Raw genomic sequence first — 13,815 nt, 5'->3', positions numbered from 1 at the left:
TCATCAGCAGTTTAAAATTTCCAGCAAATACCATTCATGAGATCTTTTTTAGGTTTGTTATCCATTGTGATCTTATTGATTTTGTTGTTCATTTTTTATATCAACCTATTTTTTTAACTGGTCTCTTATTACCCCAAACAGCTTTTCGTTGAGGGTCGTAAACCATAAGTCCGTGTCTTAAGGCCATAGTAATAATTTTATTTGAGGTGATTTGCTGTGTAGACGAATTAAGGTGCATCAATACCCAGTTGCCAAATTCTCCTGTTCCTGTAGAAAATAAAAATGGGCAATCGTCTATCTCCTTTCCAAAGTATCCTTTTTGTCTTTTGCCAAACTCTTCTTCAAAGCCATTTAAAAATTCATCTTCGTTAAAAAACTCCATAGCAGTGTGGCTATTTTCTTCATTTATGGCATCATAACATTCAAGAAGCATGGCGGTTTTCGTCCTGTCAGAGCGTTTCCAAATGGCTAAATCGTAACTCATGTTCTTTTATTCTAAATTGATATCAGGTTAAGCATATTAATTAACAAACCTTGTTTAGCGCTCTATTTCCTAAATATAGCCACCAAGTTTTTATTGTTTTTAGTCATGCTTTTGATGTTGCTTTTGGACATTTTCAAAGTGCTTGGCGTGAAATCTGCATCAAGTTTTCCAAACACAGTTTCATCATTTATTTCAGTCTGACTGAGGGCATTGTTTTTATGGGTTGCAAACACCACGCTGTCGCCTTCTACAGCCGTTACCTTCCATAATACAAACTGATTCTCATCAAAGCCTTTTACCTGGTATACGTCGCCAATTTCCGGGTTTCGGATATAGCCTCCCTTTTTATCTAAAACATTAATTGTAATTACCGAAAAGACTAGGAAGCCAATTATAATTAAGCCGGCAAAGTATTTTAATGGTGTTTTAGCATTACCTTTTTGACTGTGTAGGTAATTGCGACTTTGCGGATCAAGTTCCCGTTCCGTTAGCGTCTGTTTACAGTGTGGGCATTGGGTCATGCCTTTTTTACCAATGGGAAACATTGGTATCCAGAAAATATGGAAGTAGTTTATTGTGTAGACTACATTTAACTTACCAGTATTGCAATGGTTGCAAGTTTGTTGTGTACCAAATGCATTTAAAAGTTTTAATCGTGTTCCAAAAATAATCATGACGTTTTTCTTAAGGTATTTGATTGATGTATTGCTGTTTATCTTTTATAAGCAGGTTTTTCCAACTTAACTGGATTTGGATTTTTTAGCACCCACTTGGTAGCCAACTCGCATAAAAAATGAAGTTCATCGTCGTCACCATCTCCATTTTTTCGAATATCTTTTATAATCAGATCAGCTTTTTCCAAATCAGTGGTAGCAAGAGATTTTTCTGTTTTAAGATGTAGACCAAAGGCATCCAACATATTTTTAAAATCTGCGTTCCAGTTTCCACCACCATTCCGATGTATTTCATCTCTCACTTTTCCGGCAATACGCACCACTTCGCCCTGCACCGTTTTAGCACTACCGCTAGAGGGTATTAAAAGTTCCCACAACGCTTCATACTGTTCTTGCCAGGTAGTTCCATTTACTTTAATTGGTGATACGCCGTCATGCATCAAACGCCTTTTTACAGGTGGAACATCAAAAATTTTATAGAGTTGATCGAGTGCTTGTTCGGTTTCTTGCAGGTAATCTTTATTAAAATTTTCCCGATGAAATTCAAAATCCTCTCCTTTTTTAATTACCGCATCTTTCATCTTTTGCGTAATGTTATTGTCTACACTAAGAAGTATGCTTGAAATTTTCGCCAGCGCCTGAAGGTCCATGTTCCTGGCATTACTGAGCGCACTTTCGAGTGGCGTCTGCTCATAATCATCTACTGCTTTAACATTCGCACCGTATTCAATCAGCTTTTTAACCGCGTCTACATTAAAACCATGTCCTGTTGCAAAGTGTAAGGGTGTAGCACCATAGGTATCAACGGCATTTACATTCGCTCCAAGCTCTAAAAAAACACTCACATCGCCACCCCTAATGCTGGCTTGTTCATGAAGTGCCGTACGTTGATAATTATCTACAGCTTCTAAATCAGCGCCTTGCGCTACCAACCAACGCACAAAATCATTCGGAATGCGATAAAAACTGAGTGCCGTCGTTTTCCCATAACCTCCCCGGGCATCTACTTCGCAAGTATCAAATACTTTTTTAAAACTTTCGAAGTCTTTTGCGTCCAGTATTTCGCGGAAATCTTTTGGAAGTGTTTTATTTTTCTTTGCCATGGTATGATACCTGAATAAGTTTATTTTACGAATTGGCTCCGGCCATAATTAACTGCTCTACAATTTCATTGTAGCCTTTTTCTGAAGCATAATGCAAAGCAGAATGTTCATCGTTATCTTTCTCATTTACATCAGCGCCATTGTCAATCAGCAAAGCTGAAATTTCATTAAAACCGCAAATGGAAGCTACAATTAACGGTGTTTCGCCTTCATTATTTTTAGTGTTGATATCCATTCCCTTCTCTACCAGCAGTTTTGCAATTTCTTTATTTCCCCGGCCGGTGCTGTAGTGCAAAACCGAATTGCCATCCAATCGTTTTAATAACATATCGGCATCAGCATTAATCAGTTGTTGGGCAATTCGTAGATTATTTTGCATACACGCCAACACCAAAGCACTGTCGCCCTGATCGTTGATCGCGTTGATATCGATTGTGTTGATTTTCAATAATGCACCAACCACTTCCGCTTCATTGTTCCAAACCGCCTGATGCAAAGGCGTGTTACCTGAACTATTTTTATCATCACCTTGACCAGCCAGCAACGCTACCGTATCTCGCAAACCTCTGCTCGTAGCATAATCCAATGCACTATGACCCTCATTATCCTTAATGCTTTTATCCGCTCCTTTAGATAATAAAAACTTCGTAAATTCTGTTCTTCCTTCTGCAAGCGAATAAATCAACGCGGTTTTTCCTTCTTTATCAGTTACATTAATATCCGCTCCATTATCTAATAACAAGGCTACAATTTCTTTATTTCCGCTTTGCGAAACAATATGCAAAGGTGTGGCACTTTGGTTGTTGGCCAGATTTACATCTGCACCGCCTTCTATTAAAATTTTAACGATGTCTCTTGCCCCTTTCTGGCAAGAATAAAACAAAGGCGTATTGCCCATTGCATCACGTTTATCGAGATTTATCCCACCCTTTTTTAATAAAGTTTGTACAATTGCTTTTTGGTTATTTTTACAAGCATTTAAAAATATCGTATCCATTTTATGTTGATGTTAATTTTGTTTTTGAATTACATTTTTCCGACTAACCAGGCCACAAGCGCTTCATTATCTTTGGCTACGGCATAATCTAGCGCAGATTGTTCGGTATTATCTTTAGCATCAATCAGCAGATTTCCAAATTCTGCCATCAGTTCGCAATAGGTTTGCGCATCCGATTTTCTATCATTATTCACCGCATAAATCAAGGCTGTTTTGCCATTTTTATCGATGAGTTCTGTAGATGCGCCTTGCTCTAAAAGCGTAAGTAAGCTTTTTTCGCCACGTTCCAATCCGGTTGCGCATAAATACATCAAGGCAGAAATACCATCGCGATTGGTTTTATTTACATCAGCGCCAGCATAAGTTGCCTCATCAAGCAATACTTTCGAAATCGTATAGCTGTTGTGCATCATCAAACGGTCGGCGTATTTGGCAGATAGGGTTAAAAGCGTGTTCTCCTCATCATCTAAAAGTGAGTTGATATCGAAGCCTGCATCGAGATAGGCTTTTAATATTTTTTGGAATACTTTGTTATGGAAAAGGTCGATGTGAACAGCAATGGTAGAATTTATATCGTACAAATGCCTAAAAGGATGCCAGCCTTTGCTATCTACAGTTGTGGCGTCTGCTCCATTTTTCAATAACAAATCCGTAATTTCTACTGAATGTTTTTGCATCGCGATGGCTAAAGGCGTCATTCCGTTAAACCGATCTCCTTCTTTATCGTAAATATCATTTACATTTTCGCCAAGCTTAATCAATGCATCAATTGCCTCCAAATCTTTTTCAGCACAAGCTTGATGTAAATCCATTCCGCCAGCGTTAAAATATAGCGATACCTTTTCTTGGTCGTTAAAATCTACACCCTTTAAAATCGCACCAATAGATTTAGATTTCTGACTAATAGCCACCTCAACAGCCGTTCTTTTCTCGTTATTGCGCTGTAAAGGGTCTATACCAAACTCTCTACCTACAATTGCGAATGTGATAAATTGGTTGAACCTCGCTTTGTCTACATGGTGCCTCCATTCTAATTGTCTTCGCTCTTGAAGATGACGCTGATTGTTTTCATCATAGTTTTCGTCTCTCTGATGGATCATTAAACGTTCTAAGGATTTTTCATAATCAGAAATCGCAGAAGAAGAATTTGATGCTAAAATATGCAGTATCGTATTTCCATTACGGTCGGTAAAATCTATTTTGGCACCAGTTTCGGCATATGCTTCCAGCATTTCGGTATAACCTACTTTTGAGGCCAACATTAAAGCGGTTTCACCCTGGCTATTTTTTCTGAGCGGACTAACCTTAGCTTCCAATAATTTTTTGGTACATTCGTAAACCCTCTTTTCAGCAATAAAGTAATCATAACTACGCAGTGGCGTAGCTAAAAAGTGCAACAGCGTATCGCCGTTACCATCTTCTACGCCTGCGGTTCGCCAACCTTGCGCAATCAGATAATCAATCATTTCTACATTGGCGAAACCACAAACTTGCCTCCAAACTTCCACTTGCTGTTCTTCGGTAATATCGGCAATTTCGGTTTTGTATAGTTCGTTTATCTCGGCAAGATCTCTTCCCTGGATATAAGCTTGTTCTATTTGATATAAATTCATTTGTTTTCTTAGGTGTTTGTTTTAGATTTTGCGATAGCCAACGCTTCCTGTACGTTTTTACATTTTTCCATATCAGGCAAAGCCGATAAACGAATGATTTCCTGCCAGTTTTCGAGTTCCAAATTTAAATCGACCAGCAACCTGCGGATGCGTAATTTGATAATACTATTAGTTAAGGCAATTGCGGTTTCGTTTAACGCAAGGCGATAAAAGCGGTTGTCATATTCATCCGTTAATAAATTATCTGGTAAAAGATTTGTGTTATTTTGCAAAGCTGATGGCGTAGCGATTTTCATCTGCGCCTCTCCCAACATCGCGATAGCTTTTGAATATTCTTTGGCCGAGTAATGGCATAGCGCCATATTGTATAATAAGGCTACCGATTTATCTTTTGAGTTTTTATATAAATGAACAAAAGCCGAGTAAGCCAAAAGCCACTGATTGGTTTGAATGTACATCATACCATCAGCCTCCAACTTTGTTGGATTTAACTCGTTTTCTGAATTATTTTTATCGATAAGCATATCTTCGGATTTATTTACCAAATAATTTTTTCCAAAATCCTTTTTCCTTTTTTGGTTCTACAGGTTGGATATGGTTTACCACGTGCTCTGCGTTGTTTATTATGGTTCCTTCTGCCAAACCTTCTCGTTTTTCAATTTCTGCAAACTGAGTCATTGCCGTGTCTTGATAAAGGCGTGCTCCCTCAGGATCGCAATTAAACAAATTAGAATAGCAAGCAGAACTGTTTAAATCTAGCGGATTAGGCTCTACTACTTCTGTTGCTTCTAACAGCCCTAAACCTTTTCCATCAGCGTAAGCCAAAGCTTTTAAAAACACTGCAATGCGCCCATGCGAAAAAAGTTCGTCCAATGCTGTTTTAATAACCGCATCATTTTTATAATCATTTAATAGCTGTGTTACTTTCTCTTTAGGAATGTAGACTCCCGAACTATAGTTTTCTACAATACGGTTATGAATTTTTTGGGCAAATCTATCTTCCGGAATAATCGCTTCCCACGGCTTGAAATATTTTTGAAACACATCGCTCTCGGCAAAAGACAATGCACCTCCGCGTACGTAAAAATATTTCTCGAAGAAACCTTGAATAACCGCAATGTAATAGCCGTGTGTATGTTCGAAATTATCATCCGAACCAGTTTCTAAAGCCACATTTATGGTATCGATGTATTTTTGCTGATAAAAATCTTCAATGCCGTGTTCGCTTGCCAATGTATTAACTAGTGCTTTCTCTTCCAATACATCGAAGTACCAAGCCTTCATTTGTTCTTCATCAATTGGATGATAGCTAATGTCCCAACCCATAATATTTCATTTCTTTTGATTTGATAAAAAGCCAAAACCTCAATTATTCAGTTTCGTAATGTAAAATAGCACCCCTAATGAATTAAAATAAGGCTGAATTGAAATTCGCTGGATATGATTGAGAATTCGTCGGTATGTATTCACTATTTGAAAATGGAATGATGAAATCTAAACCTGAAGATCGATTGGCAACAATGATGAATTAAGACAGCGTAAAAAGGCAAAACTTATCATCGTTTTTTGATGTTAGCAGAACGGAAGTACAACTAACAATTTCTTATGATGCAAACAGAATCACAAGACCATCTCTTCACCAAGCAAAATACTTGTGCAGTGAATTTGAAGGTTAACGGAGAAGATAAAAAACTGTTCATCCTGCCATGGGTAAGCCTGCTGGATGGATTGCGTGACCATTTACATTTGACCGGAACTAAAAAGGGTTGTGATCATGGACAATGTGGCGCCTGTACGGTAATCTGCGATGGCAAACGAATTCTGAGTTGCCTTACATTGGCTGTAATGAAAAACGGATCTGAAATTACTACCGTTGAGGGCGTTGCGCAAGGCGAGAATTTACATCCGATACAACAAGCTTTTATAGACCATGATGCATTTCAATGTGGTTATTGTACTCCGGGCCAAATATGCAGCGCCATTGGCCTGATAAAAGAAGGCAAAGCCAATTCACGAGAAGAAGTAAAAGAGTTGATGAGTGGAAATCTTTGTCGCTGTGGTGCAAACGTAGGTATTATTAATGCCATCATGCAGGTAAAAGACGGAGGTAGCGGTGAATAATTTCGAATATAAACAAGCTACAACTTCAGTCGAGGCGATTAACCTTATTGAAAATCATGACGGATCCCGGTTTTTGGCAGGTGGCACTAACCTGATTGATCTGTGGAAATATAACATCACCAACCCTACTGAACTGATTGACATCAATCGCATCGCTGAACTGTCAGAAATTCGGGAACTGGAAAATGGAGGGCTGCGACTTGGAGCGGGATTTAAAAATGCAGACACCGCTTACCATCCTGTGGTAGAACAAAAATATCCGCTACTTTCGAAAGCAATTCTGGCAGGCGCATCGGCGCAAATCAGGAATATGGCCAGTAATGGAGGCAACCTGTTACAGCGAACGAGATGTTATTATTTTTATGATCCTGAAGTGCCCTGTAACAAACGCGTTCCGGGTTCTGGTTGTCCTGCCAAAGAGGGATATAACAGGATTCATGCAATTTTAGGCGCCAGTGAACATTGCATTGCTGTTTTCCCATCTGATATGTGTGTGGCTCTGGCTGCTTTGGATGCACTAGTGAACGTTGCTGGTCCGGAAGGAAACCGCAGCATTAACTTTGCAGACTTTCATCGATTACCAGATGATCGGCCAGACCTGGATAACAACCTTAAACCTCACGAGCTGATTGTTTCTATTGATCTTCCGGAAAAAGGATTCGCAGCAAACTATTCGTACCTGAAACTACGCGACCGCCATTCGTATGCTTTTGCGCTGGTATCCATTGCAACAGCACTGGAGCTCGATGGAGATACCATTAAAGAAGCCAGAATTGCACTTGGCGGCGTGGCGCATAAACCCTGGCGTTCAGCAGAAGCTGAAGACTTTTTGCGAGGCAAAATTGCAAATGCAGAGAATTTCGACCTTGCAGCAGATATTATTTTAAGCGGTGCAACAGGACATGGACACAATGATTTTAAAATAAAGCTTGCCAAAAGAGCAATTGTTCGTAACGGGTTGATGGCTTTAAATCCAGAATCTCAGCTTCCTGGTGCGCAGCCATCAGCATAAAACCAAAAAAATTAAAATGGATTTAAACAAAACTGTAGGACAACCCATTAGCCGACTGGAAGGAAAGTTAAAGGTAACAGGTGTTGCAAAATATGCGGCCGAGTACGAGGTAGACGATTTGTTACATGGGTATGTGGTGAGCAGCCCAATTACAAAAGGCAAAATTTTAAATATTGATATTTCAAAAGCACTTCGTATTCCTGGTGTTAAGGATGTGCTCTCGCATCAAAACCGCACAAAACTGGCATGGTTTGATTTGCAATATACTGATATGGATGCGCCACCAGGGACCGTTTTCAAACCCTTGTATGACGAAAACATCCTATACAACGGTCAACCGATTGCGTTAGTAGTAGCTGAGGATTTTGAAACGGCCAGGTATGCTTCTACCCAAATTATATTTGAATTTCAGCAGGAAACTTTTGAAACCAATTTAAGAAACAATCTCGATAAAGCCCGGCCGGCCAAGAAAGGCTTCGCTACAGCGTTGAAACCACCACCGCCTCCTCCTACCGGCGACTTCGAAAACGCTTTTGAGAAAGCTGCCTGTAAAGTGAAAACGGAATTTCAACACAACACTGAACATCATAATCCAATTGAGCTTTTCGCTACAACCACCGTATATGAAGGAGAAGGAAAACTGACCATTTACGATAAAACACAAGGTACCATTAACAATCAATTGTATGTGGCCAATATTTTCGGTTTGCATTATAAGGATGTAAGGGTTCTGGCTCCTTTTGTGGGCGGTGCATTCGGTTCAGGGCTTCGTCCGCAGTACCAACTGTTTCTTTGTGTAATGGCAGCACTCCACTTAAAACGAAATGTGCGGGTGGTGTTGGATCGGAAACAAATGTTTTCTTTCAGCCATCGGCCGCCAGCCATACAAAAAATGCGTTTTGGTAGTGATATCAATGGCAAAATCATAGCACTTGGCCATAGTGCCTTTGCAGAAACATCTAATTTTGAAGATTACACGGAGCCGACAGCAAATTGGAGCCATAAACTATATCCATCACCAAATACACTTTTTGAGCATAACCTTGTTCCGTTAGATGTTTACACCCCGATGGATATGCGGGCGCCCGGAGGCAGTACAGCGCTTCATGCCATTGAATGTACCATGGATGAACTCGCCCATCAGCTTAAAATCGATCCGTTGGAACTCCGCCTGATCAATTATTCGGAGATGGATCCCTCTAGCAAAAAACCATACACCAGCAAAGCGCTTAGGGCTTGTTACCTGGAAGCTGCCGAAAAGTTTGGGTGGAGCAACCGAAACCCGGAACCACGGGCCATGAAACGGGGCAATAAATTGGTAGGCTTTGGAATGGCTACAGGAATCTGGGACGCCTTTCAGTTTCCGGCACGGGTGGAAGCCATGATTACCAAAGATGGCAGAATGGTGCTGAATAATGCCACCACCGATATTGGAACAGGAACATTAACCGTGATGACTCAAATTGCAGCCGATGAGCTTGGACTTTCTTTAGAAGAGGTTGATTTTCAATACGGAGACAGTAAAAAGCCGTTTTCAATGTTTCAGGGTGGCTCAGCCATTACTTCATCTACCGGAGTTGCCATTGTAGTTGCAGCAAAAGCCTTGCGCAAAAAACTATTAAGGAAAGCGGCAGAAATGGATGCTTCACCATTTAAAAAAGCAAAAGAAGATGAAGTGATTTTTAGTGAAGGAAAAATGCACCTAAAAGATCAACCTGAAGTTTTTATTTCGCTAAAAGAAATTATCGCCTTTAATAAAGGTAAAGCCATTAAAACGACTAACCTAGGGAAACCGCACATGCTTAAACTGAGGAAATACAGTTTGGCCACACATAGCGCTTCCTTTGTAGAAGTAGAAGTAGATCAGGATCTCGGTACAATAACGGTGACCAGAGCAGTAACGGCCGTTGCCGCAGGGAAAATTATCAACCCAAAAACTGCAAAAAGCCAAATTTCAGGATCAATGGTTTGGGGGATTAGCAAAGCCTTACATGAGGAAACCATTATGGATGATCACTTGGGTAAATACGTTAATGCCAATCTCGGAGAATATCATATTCCGGTACACGCCGATATTAACCAGCTCGATGTGATTTTTGCAGATGAAAAAGATGACCTGATCAATGAAATCGGTACGAAAGGTGTGGGTGAAATTGGCCTGGTAGGAATGCCTGCCGCCATTTCTAACGCAATTTTTAATGCTACAGGTAAAAGAATTTACAGATTACCCATCCATTTCGATGAATTGATTTAACAACTAAGCAACCGCATTAACTACTAAGGCACAATCAATTAATCCGCTTAGTCTTCCTTAGTAGTTAATGTAAACTCCAGACTATTTTCGTCACTTAGTTCATCTTCCTGATGGGTCACCACGATGACAGTAGTTTGCTGCTCGGCAAAAAGAAGTTTGAGCCCGCTAATTAAACGGTGTTTCAGCTGGCTATCAAGTGCTGCAAATGGCTCATCCATCAAAAGGAGTTTTGGTTTTGTAGATAGGGCTCTCATGATTGCTAAACGTTGTTGTTGGCCTCCAGAAAGTTGCCTGGGCAGTTTATCCCGCATTTTCGTCATCTCACCAAGTTCGAGTAAACGGGAAATGTAAGATGGATCATTGCTTCCATACTGAAGATGTTTTTCCACGCTCATGTTTGGAAATAATGCATAATCCTGAAAGACAAATCCAACACCACGATCCTGTACTTTCTTAGAATAAGCTCTTTCCCCGTCATACCAAAGCTCGTTTTCAAACACCACCTTTCCTAAATCAGGAAGCACCAGACCTGCTAGAATTTTGAGAAGTGTTGTCTTCCCCACTCCCGATGGACCAAGTATTCTGGTTGTTTTATTTAACTGAAAACCTGTATCTACTACTAACTCAAAATGGCCATATTTACCACCTACTTTTTTCTCAACTGCAATTTTTATCATTCGAAGGGACTTTTAACAGCATTTCTATTAATTACAAATACGCCAATAACAATGATAAAAGTGATGGCAAATAAAATCATGGCATAAACGTTTGCAGCCTGATAATCCATGGTTTCGACAGCATCATAAATGGCAATGGATGCAACTTTAGTTTCTCCCGGAATATTTCCTCCAATCATCAGCACCACACCAAATTCGCCAAGGGTATGGGCAAAGGTTAATACGGCCGCCGTGTAAATAGATGGTTTAATATTTGGAAGCAATACGGCGAAAAAGGTTTTTGTTTTCGATTTTCCCATAACGTATGATGCTTCAGCAATGGATTGGGGTAAATGTGAAAATGCAGCCTTTATCGGGCTAATCATAAATGGTAGACTATAAATAATTGATGCCAAAATTAATCCTTTGAAAGAGAAAACCAGCTGCAGGTTAAAATGAAGCTGCAACCATTTCCCAAATGCGTTATTCGGACTGAAAGCTAAAAGCAGGTAAAACCCAAGGACGGAAGGTGGCAATACCAGTGGCATGGTGATAATGGCCTCTGTGACTAATTTCAAAATACTTTGTTTCCTGGAGAGCCAGTATGCAATCGGAATTCCGAGGATGAGCAGAAAAATTGTCGTAATTAAAGCGAGTTTCATACTCAGCCAAATGGGGTCGAGATTCATGCTTAATTTTATAGTGGTAAGTGATAGCCATTTGCATCGATTATTTTCCTAGCCGATGGAGAAGAGAGATAATTATAAAACTGTGTAGCCTTATCCAAATTGGTTTGATTGGCATATTTAAGCAAAATAGCTGCCTGCTCAATTTTACCGTAACTTTTTGGATCTACCCTCACCCACTTTACCTTTGAATGGTCAACCCGTTCGTAAAGGAATGCCTCCGTGGTAAAACCGACTTCGACAGCGCTTGTTTGAATATAGGTATTCACTTGCGAGATACTCTCTCCAAATACCAGTTTCGAAGCAATGTCATTTTCCAGTCCGAAGAATTTAAGGGATTCTTGTGCAGCTTTGCCATAAGGTGCTGTTTTTGGGTTTGCAATCGCAATTTTTTTCACTTGGCTACTTTTTAAAAGTGATTGCCAGTTCTTCACCTCCCCTTTAACCGATCCGCAAACAATTAAACTTCCTAAAGCATACACCTTTGGCGACTTCAACCCATAGCCCTTCGCAAACAACTGATCTGGAAATTCAGTATCTGCAGAAAGAAATATTTCATATGGAGCACCATTCATTATTTGTGCGGTGAGCTTTCCTGATGCACCGATAATTACTTCGAGTTCTATACCAGTACGTTTTTTAAAATCAGCTTGCAGCTTTTTAATGACGCTTTGGGCATTTGCAGCTACTGCCACACGAAGTGGCTGCGCATATCCTTTAATCTGCAAAGCAATCAAAAAGGTAAAAAGTATAAGAATCCTGGCAATTTTATAATATCTAAGCATCTAGTTCAGTTGAATATTTTTTTGAAACAGGCTAAATTTAGCCTTTTAGCTACAAACAACAAGTATTAAAATAGGTTTAAGATTCAGTGAAAATCCTAAGACAATACCTCGCCATTAAAACGCCTAAGAATATAAGATTACCATAATTACTTTTTATGTACCAATATTACTGAATAGGCAAACACTTGAGCATGTTATTTGTAAATTAGTTAGCGAAAAATTACGATTAGCGGAGGCCATGAATAGACCTTATTTTCCAACTCCGCTAATGCAACACTAAAACTAACAAAATGATTTCTTTGAACATTAACGATCAAAATTATAATATCGACGCAGATCCAGAGATGCCTCTATTATGGGCTATCAGAGATCTGGTTGGGCTAACCGGCACTAAATTTGGCTGTGGCGTGGCACAATGTGGCGCTTGTGTAGTGCACTTAAATGGTGAGGCTGTTCGCTCCTGCGTAACAAAAGTTTCAAGAGCGCAAAACCAAAAGATTTTAACCATCGAGGGTTTATCAAAAAACAATGATCATCCTTTACAACTCGCATGGAATGAAGCAGATGTACCACAGTGCGGTTATTGTCATTCAGGTCAGATCATGTCTGCTGCTGTTTTACTGCGGGAGAAACCGGATCCGACCGATGAAGATATAGATCAGGCCATGTCAGGCAACATTTGCCGCTGTGGAACGTATCCACGAATCCGCAAAGCCATCCACATGGCAGCTGAAATAACCAGGAAAGGAGGAATGGCAAAGTGATGATAAAATTAAAAAATCTGCTCAAAGGCCATACAGGCATCATGCGGATCGCCTACATTATGATGATCATGCTCTCACTGGTAACGATCATGGCTTTTGCTTTACATGATGATAATAAGCCTGTTGAGCCCGAAAAGAAAATTGTCGTAGTAAAAGATAGTGTAGCATCGGTAGCAGCGTTTAAAAAAGTTTACCGGGTACTAATGAGCCCTCGATGCATGAATTGCCATCCATCAGGAGATATTCCGCTTCAGGGCGATGACAGCCACTTACATACCATGAATCCACAGCGAGGTGTAGAGGGAAAAGGTGTTTTCGCCATGAAATGTGCCAATTGCCACCAACCTACCAATACACCTGGTAAAAATACGCCTCCGGGAAATCCAAACTGGCATTTGCCACCAGCAAATATGAAAATGGTTTTTCAAGGCAGAACACCATATCAGCTAGCCAAACAGCTAGTTAATCCGAAGCAGAATGGAAATAAAGACATTAAAAAATTAATAGAACATGCTGATGATGGATTAGTGCTGGCCGGTTGGAATCCTGGCGAGGGAAGAACACTACCGCCAATGAGCCATGCAGAATTTAAAAAGGCCTGGATTACCTGGCTTACAACAGGTGCCTATGCGCCAAAAAAATAACCTTATTTTCTTTTAGAAAACA

Annotated in this window: 15 protein-coding genes; 5 read left to right on the top strand and 10 right to left on the bottom strand. The window is 40.0% G+C overall.

The genetic code is table 11. The features are described from left to right. Positions 1 to 100 precede the first annotated feature (100 nt). The 7 genes from EA772_RS14740 to EA772_RS14710 form a co-directional block, all read right to left on the bottom strand. Positions 101 to 484: an aldehyde dehydrogenase gene (locus EA772_RS14740; protein ID WP_124913876.1), complete on the bottom strand. Its 384-nt coding sequence runs from the start codon at positions 482 to 484 to the stop codon at positions 101 to 103. Positions 485 to 546: 62 nt separating this feature from the next. Further along, positions 547 to 1,158, bottom strand: a complete 612-nt coding sequence (locus EA772_RS14735) for a zinc-ribbon domain-containing protein (protein WP_124913875.1) — start codon at positions 1,156 to 1,158, stop codon at positions 547 to 549. A gap of 38 nt (positions 1,159 to 1,196) precedes the next feature. After that, positions 1,197 to 2,261, bottom strand: coding sequence for an ankyrin repeat domain-containing protein (locus EA772_RS14730; protein WP_124913874.1), 1,065 nt, complete (start codon positions 2,259 to 2,261; stop codon positions 1,197 to 1,199). Between the two features lie 25 nt (positions 2,262 to 2,286). Continuing rightward, positions 2,287 to 3,258, bottom strand: a complete 972-nt coding sequence (locus EA772_RS14725; protein WP_124913873.1) for an ankyrin repeat domain-containing protein — start codon at positions 3,256 to 3,258, stop codon at positions 2,287 to 2,289. 29 nt (positions 3,259 to 3,287) lie between these two features. Then, positions 3,288 to 4,871, bottom strand: coding sequence for an ankyrin repeat domain-containing protein (locus EA772_RS14720; RefSeq protein WP_124913872.1), 1,584 nt, complete (start codon positions 4,869 to 4,871; stop codon positions 3,288 to 3,290). Between the two features lie 8 nt (positions 4,872 to 4,879). After that, complete coding sequence (locus EA772_RS14715; RefSeq protein WP_124913871.1) at positions 4,880 to 5,395, bottom strand: hypothetical protein; 516 nt, start codon at positions 5,393 to 5,395, stop codon at positions 4,880 to 4,882. Between the two features lie 10 nt (positions 5,396 to 5,405). Further along, positions 5,406 to 6,197: a hypothetical protein gene (locus EA772_RS14710; protein ID WP_124913870.1), complete on the bottom strand. Its 792-nt coding sequence runs from the start codon at positions 6,195 to 6,197 to the stop codon at positions 5,406 to 5,408. Between the two features lie 279 nt (positions 6,198 to 6,476). On the opposite strand from EA772_RS14710, the gene EA772_RS14705 reads away from it, so the two are divergent. From EA772_RS14705 to EA772_RS14695, 3 genes are read left to right on the top strand one after another with little or no spacing between them, the layout of a single operon-like run. After that, positions 6,477 to 6,992 carry a (2Fe-2S)-binding protein gene (locus tag EA772_RS14705; protein ID WP_124913869.1) on the top strand — a complete coding sequence of 172 codons (516 nt, stop codon included), beginning with the start codon at positions 6,477 to 6,479 and terminating at the stop codon, positions 6,990 to 6,992. Continuing rightward, on the top strand, positions 6,985 to 8,004 hold the full coding sequence (locus tag EA772_RS14700; protein ID WP_124913868.1) for a xanthine dehydrogenase family protein subunit M: 1,020 nt from the start codon (positions 6,985 to 6,987) through the stop codon (positions 8,002 to 8,004). Before EA772_RS14705 ends, EA772_RS14700 begins: the two co-directional genes overlap by 8 nt. Before the next feature lie 16 nt (positions 8,005 to 8,020). Next, positions 8,021 to 10,258 (top strand): xanthine dehydrogenase family protein molybdopterin-binding subunit, encoded by a 2,238-nt coding sequence (locus EA772_RS14695; protein WP_124913867.1) that lies wholly within the window; start codon positions 8,021 to 8,023, stop codon positions 10,256 to 10,258. A gap of 47 nt (positions 10,259 to 10,305) precedes the next feature. Here EA772_RS14695 and EA772_RS14690 read toward each other — a convergent pair whose 3' ends face one another. From EA772_RS14690 to modA, 3 genes are read right to left on the bottom strand one after another with little or no spacing between them, the layout of a single operon-like run. Next, complete coding sequence (locus tag EA772_RS14690) at positions 10,306 to 10,935, bottom strand: ATP-binding cassette domain-containing protein (protein ID WP_124913866.1); 630 nt, start codon at positions 10,933 to 10,935, stop codon at positions 10,306 to 10,308. After that, on the bottom strand, positions 10,932 to 11,603 hold the full coding sequence (modB, locus tag EA772_RS14685; protein ID WP_124913865.1) for a molybdate ABC transporter permease subunit: 672 nt from the start codon (positions 11,601 to 11,603) through the stop codon (positions 10,932 to 10,934). Before modB ends, EA772_RS14690 begins: the two co-directional genes overlap by 4 nt. Positions 11,604 to 11,611: 8 nt before the next feature. Next, complete coding sequence (gene modA, locus EA772_RS14680; protein ID WP_124913864.1) at positions 11,612 to 12,385, bottom strand: molybdate ABC transporter substrate-binding protein; 774 nt, start codon at positions 12,383 to 12,385, stop codon at positions 11,612 to 11,614. 290 nt (positions 12,386 to 12,675) lie between these two features. On the opposite strand from modA, the gene EA772_RS14675 reads away from it, so the two are divergent. Both EA772_RS14675 and EA772_RS14670 read left to right on the top strand, forming a co-directional pair. Continuing rightward, positions 12,676 to 13,149, top strand: a complete 474-nt coding sequence (locus EA772_RS14675) for a (2Fe-2S)-binding protein (RefSeq protein WP_010600384.1) — start codon at positions 12,676 to 12,678, stop codon at positions 13,147 to 13,149. Further along, positions 13,149 to 13,793: a hypothetical protein gene (locus EA772_RS14670; RefSeq protein ID WP_124913863.1), complete on the top strand. Its 645-nt coding sequence runs from the start codon at positions 13,149 to 13,151 to the stop codon at positions 13,791 to 13,793. Before EA772_RS14675 ends, EA772_RS14670 begins: the two co-directional genes overlap by 1 nt. The last annotated feature ends 22 nt before the right edge of the window (positions 13,794 to 13,815 follow it).

Origin of the sequence: Pedobacter sp. G11, from assembly GCF_003860265.1 — a bacterium.
GTDB lineage: Bacteria > Bacteroidota > Bacteroidia > Sphingobacteriales > Sphingobacteriaceae > Pedobacter > Pedobacter agri.
The sequence above is the reverse complement of the archived record's forward strand: the minus strand, read 5'-3'. Positions and strand labels throughout refer to the sequence as shown.

Bases quoted from the DNA above. Each gene is read 5' to 3' on its own strand.
- EA772_RS14740 (WP_124913876.1), bottom strand. From the start codon at position 484: ATGAGTTACGATTTAGCCATTTGGAAACGCTCTGACAGGACGAAAACC.
- EA772_RS14735 (WP_124913875.1), bottom strand. From the start codon at position 1,158: ATGATTATTTTTGGAACACGATTAAAACTTTTAAATGCATTTGGTACA.
- EA772_RS14730 (WP_124913874.1), bottom strand. From the start codon at position 2,261: ATGGCAAAGAAAAATAAAACACTTCCAAAAGATTTCCGCGAAATACTG.
- EA772_RS14725 (WP_124913873.1), bottom strand. From the start codon at position 3,258: ATGGATACGATATTTTTAAATGCTTGTAAAAATAACCAAAAAGCAATT.
- EA772_RS14720 (WP_124913872.1), bottom strand. From the start codon at position 4,871: ATGAATTTATATCAAATAGAACAAGCTTATATCCAGGGAAGAGATCTT.
- EA772_RS14715 (WP_124913871.1), bottom strand. From the start codon at position 5,395: ATGCTTATCGATAAAAATAATTCAGAAAACGAGTTAAATCCAACAAAG.
- EA772_RS14710 (WP_124913870.1), bottom strand. From the start codon at position 6,197: ATGGGTTGGGACATTAGCTATCATCCAATTGATGAAGAACAAATGAAG.
- EA772_RS14705 (WP_124913869.1), top strand. From the start codon at position 6,477: ATGATGCAAACAGAATCACAAGACCATCTCTTCACCAAGCAAAATACT.
- EA772_RS14695 (WP_124913867.1), top strand. From the start codon at position 8,021: ATGGATTTAAACAAAACTGTAGGACAACCCATTAGCCGACTGGAAGGA.
- EA772_RS14690 (WP_124913866.1), bottom strand. From the start codon at position 10,935: ATGATAAAAATTGCAGTTGAGAAAAAAGTAGGTGGTAAATATGGCCAT.
- modB (WP_124913865.1), bottom strand. From the start codon at position 11,603: ATGAATCTCGACCCCATTTGGCTGAGTATGAAACTCGCTTTAATTACG.
- modA (WP_124913864.1), bottom strand. From the start codon at position 12,385: ATGCTTAGATATTATAAAATTGCCAGGATTCTTATACTTTTTACCTTT.
- EA772_RS14675 (WP_010600384.1), top strand. From the start codon at position 12,676: ATGATTTCTTTGAACATTAACGATCAAAATTATAATATCGACGCAGAT.
- EA772_RS14670 (WP_124913863.1), top strand. From the start codon at position 13,149: ATGATAAAATTAAAAAATCTGCTCAAAGGCCATACAGGCATCATGCGG.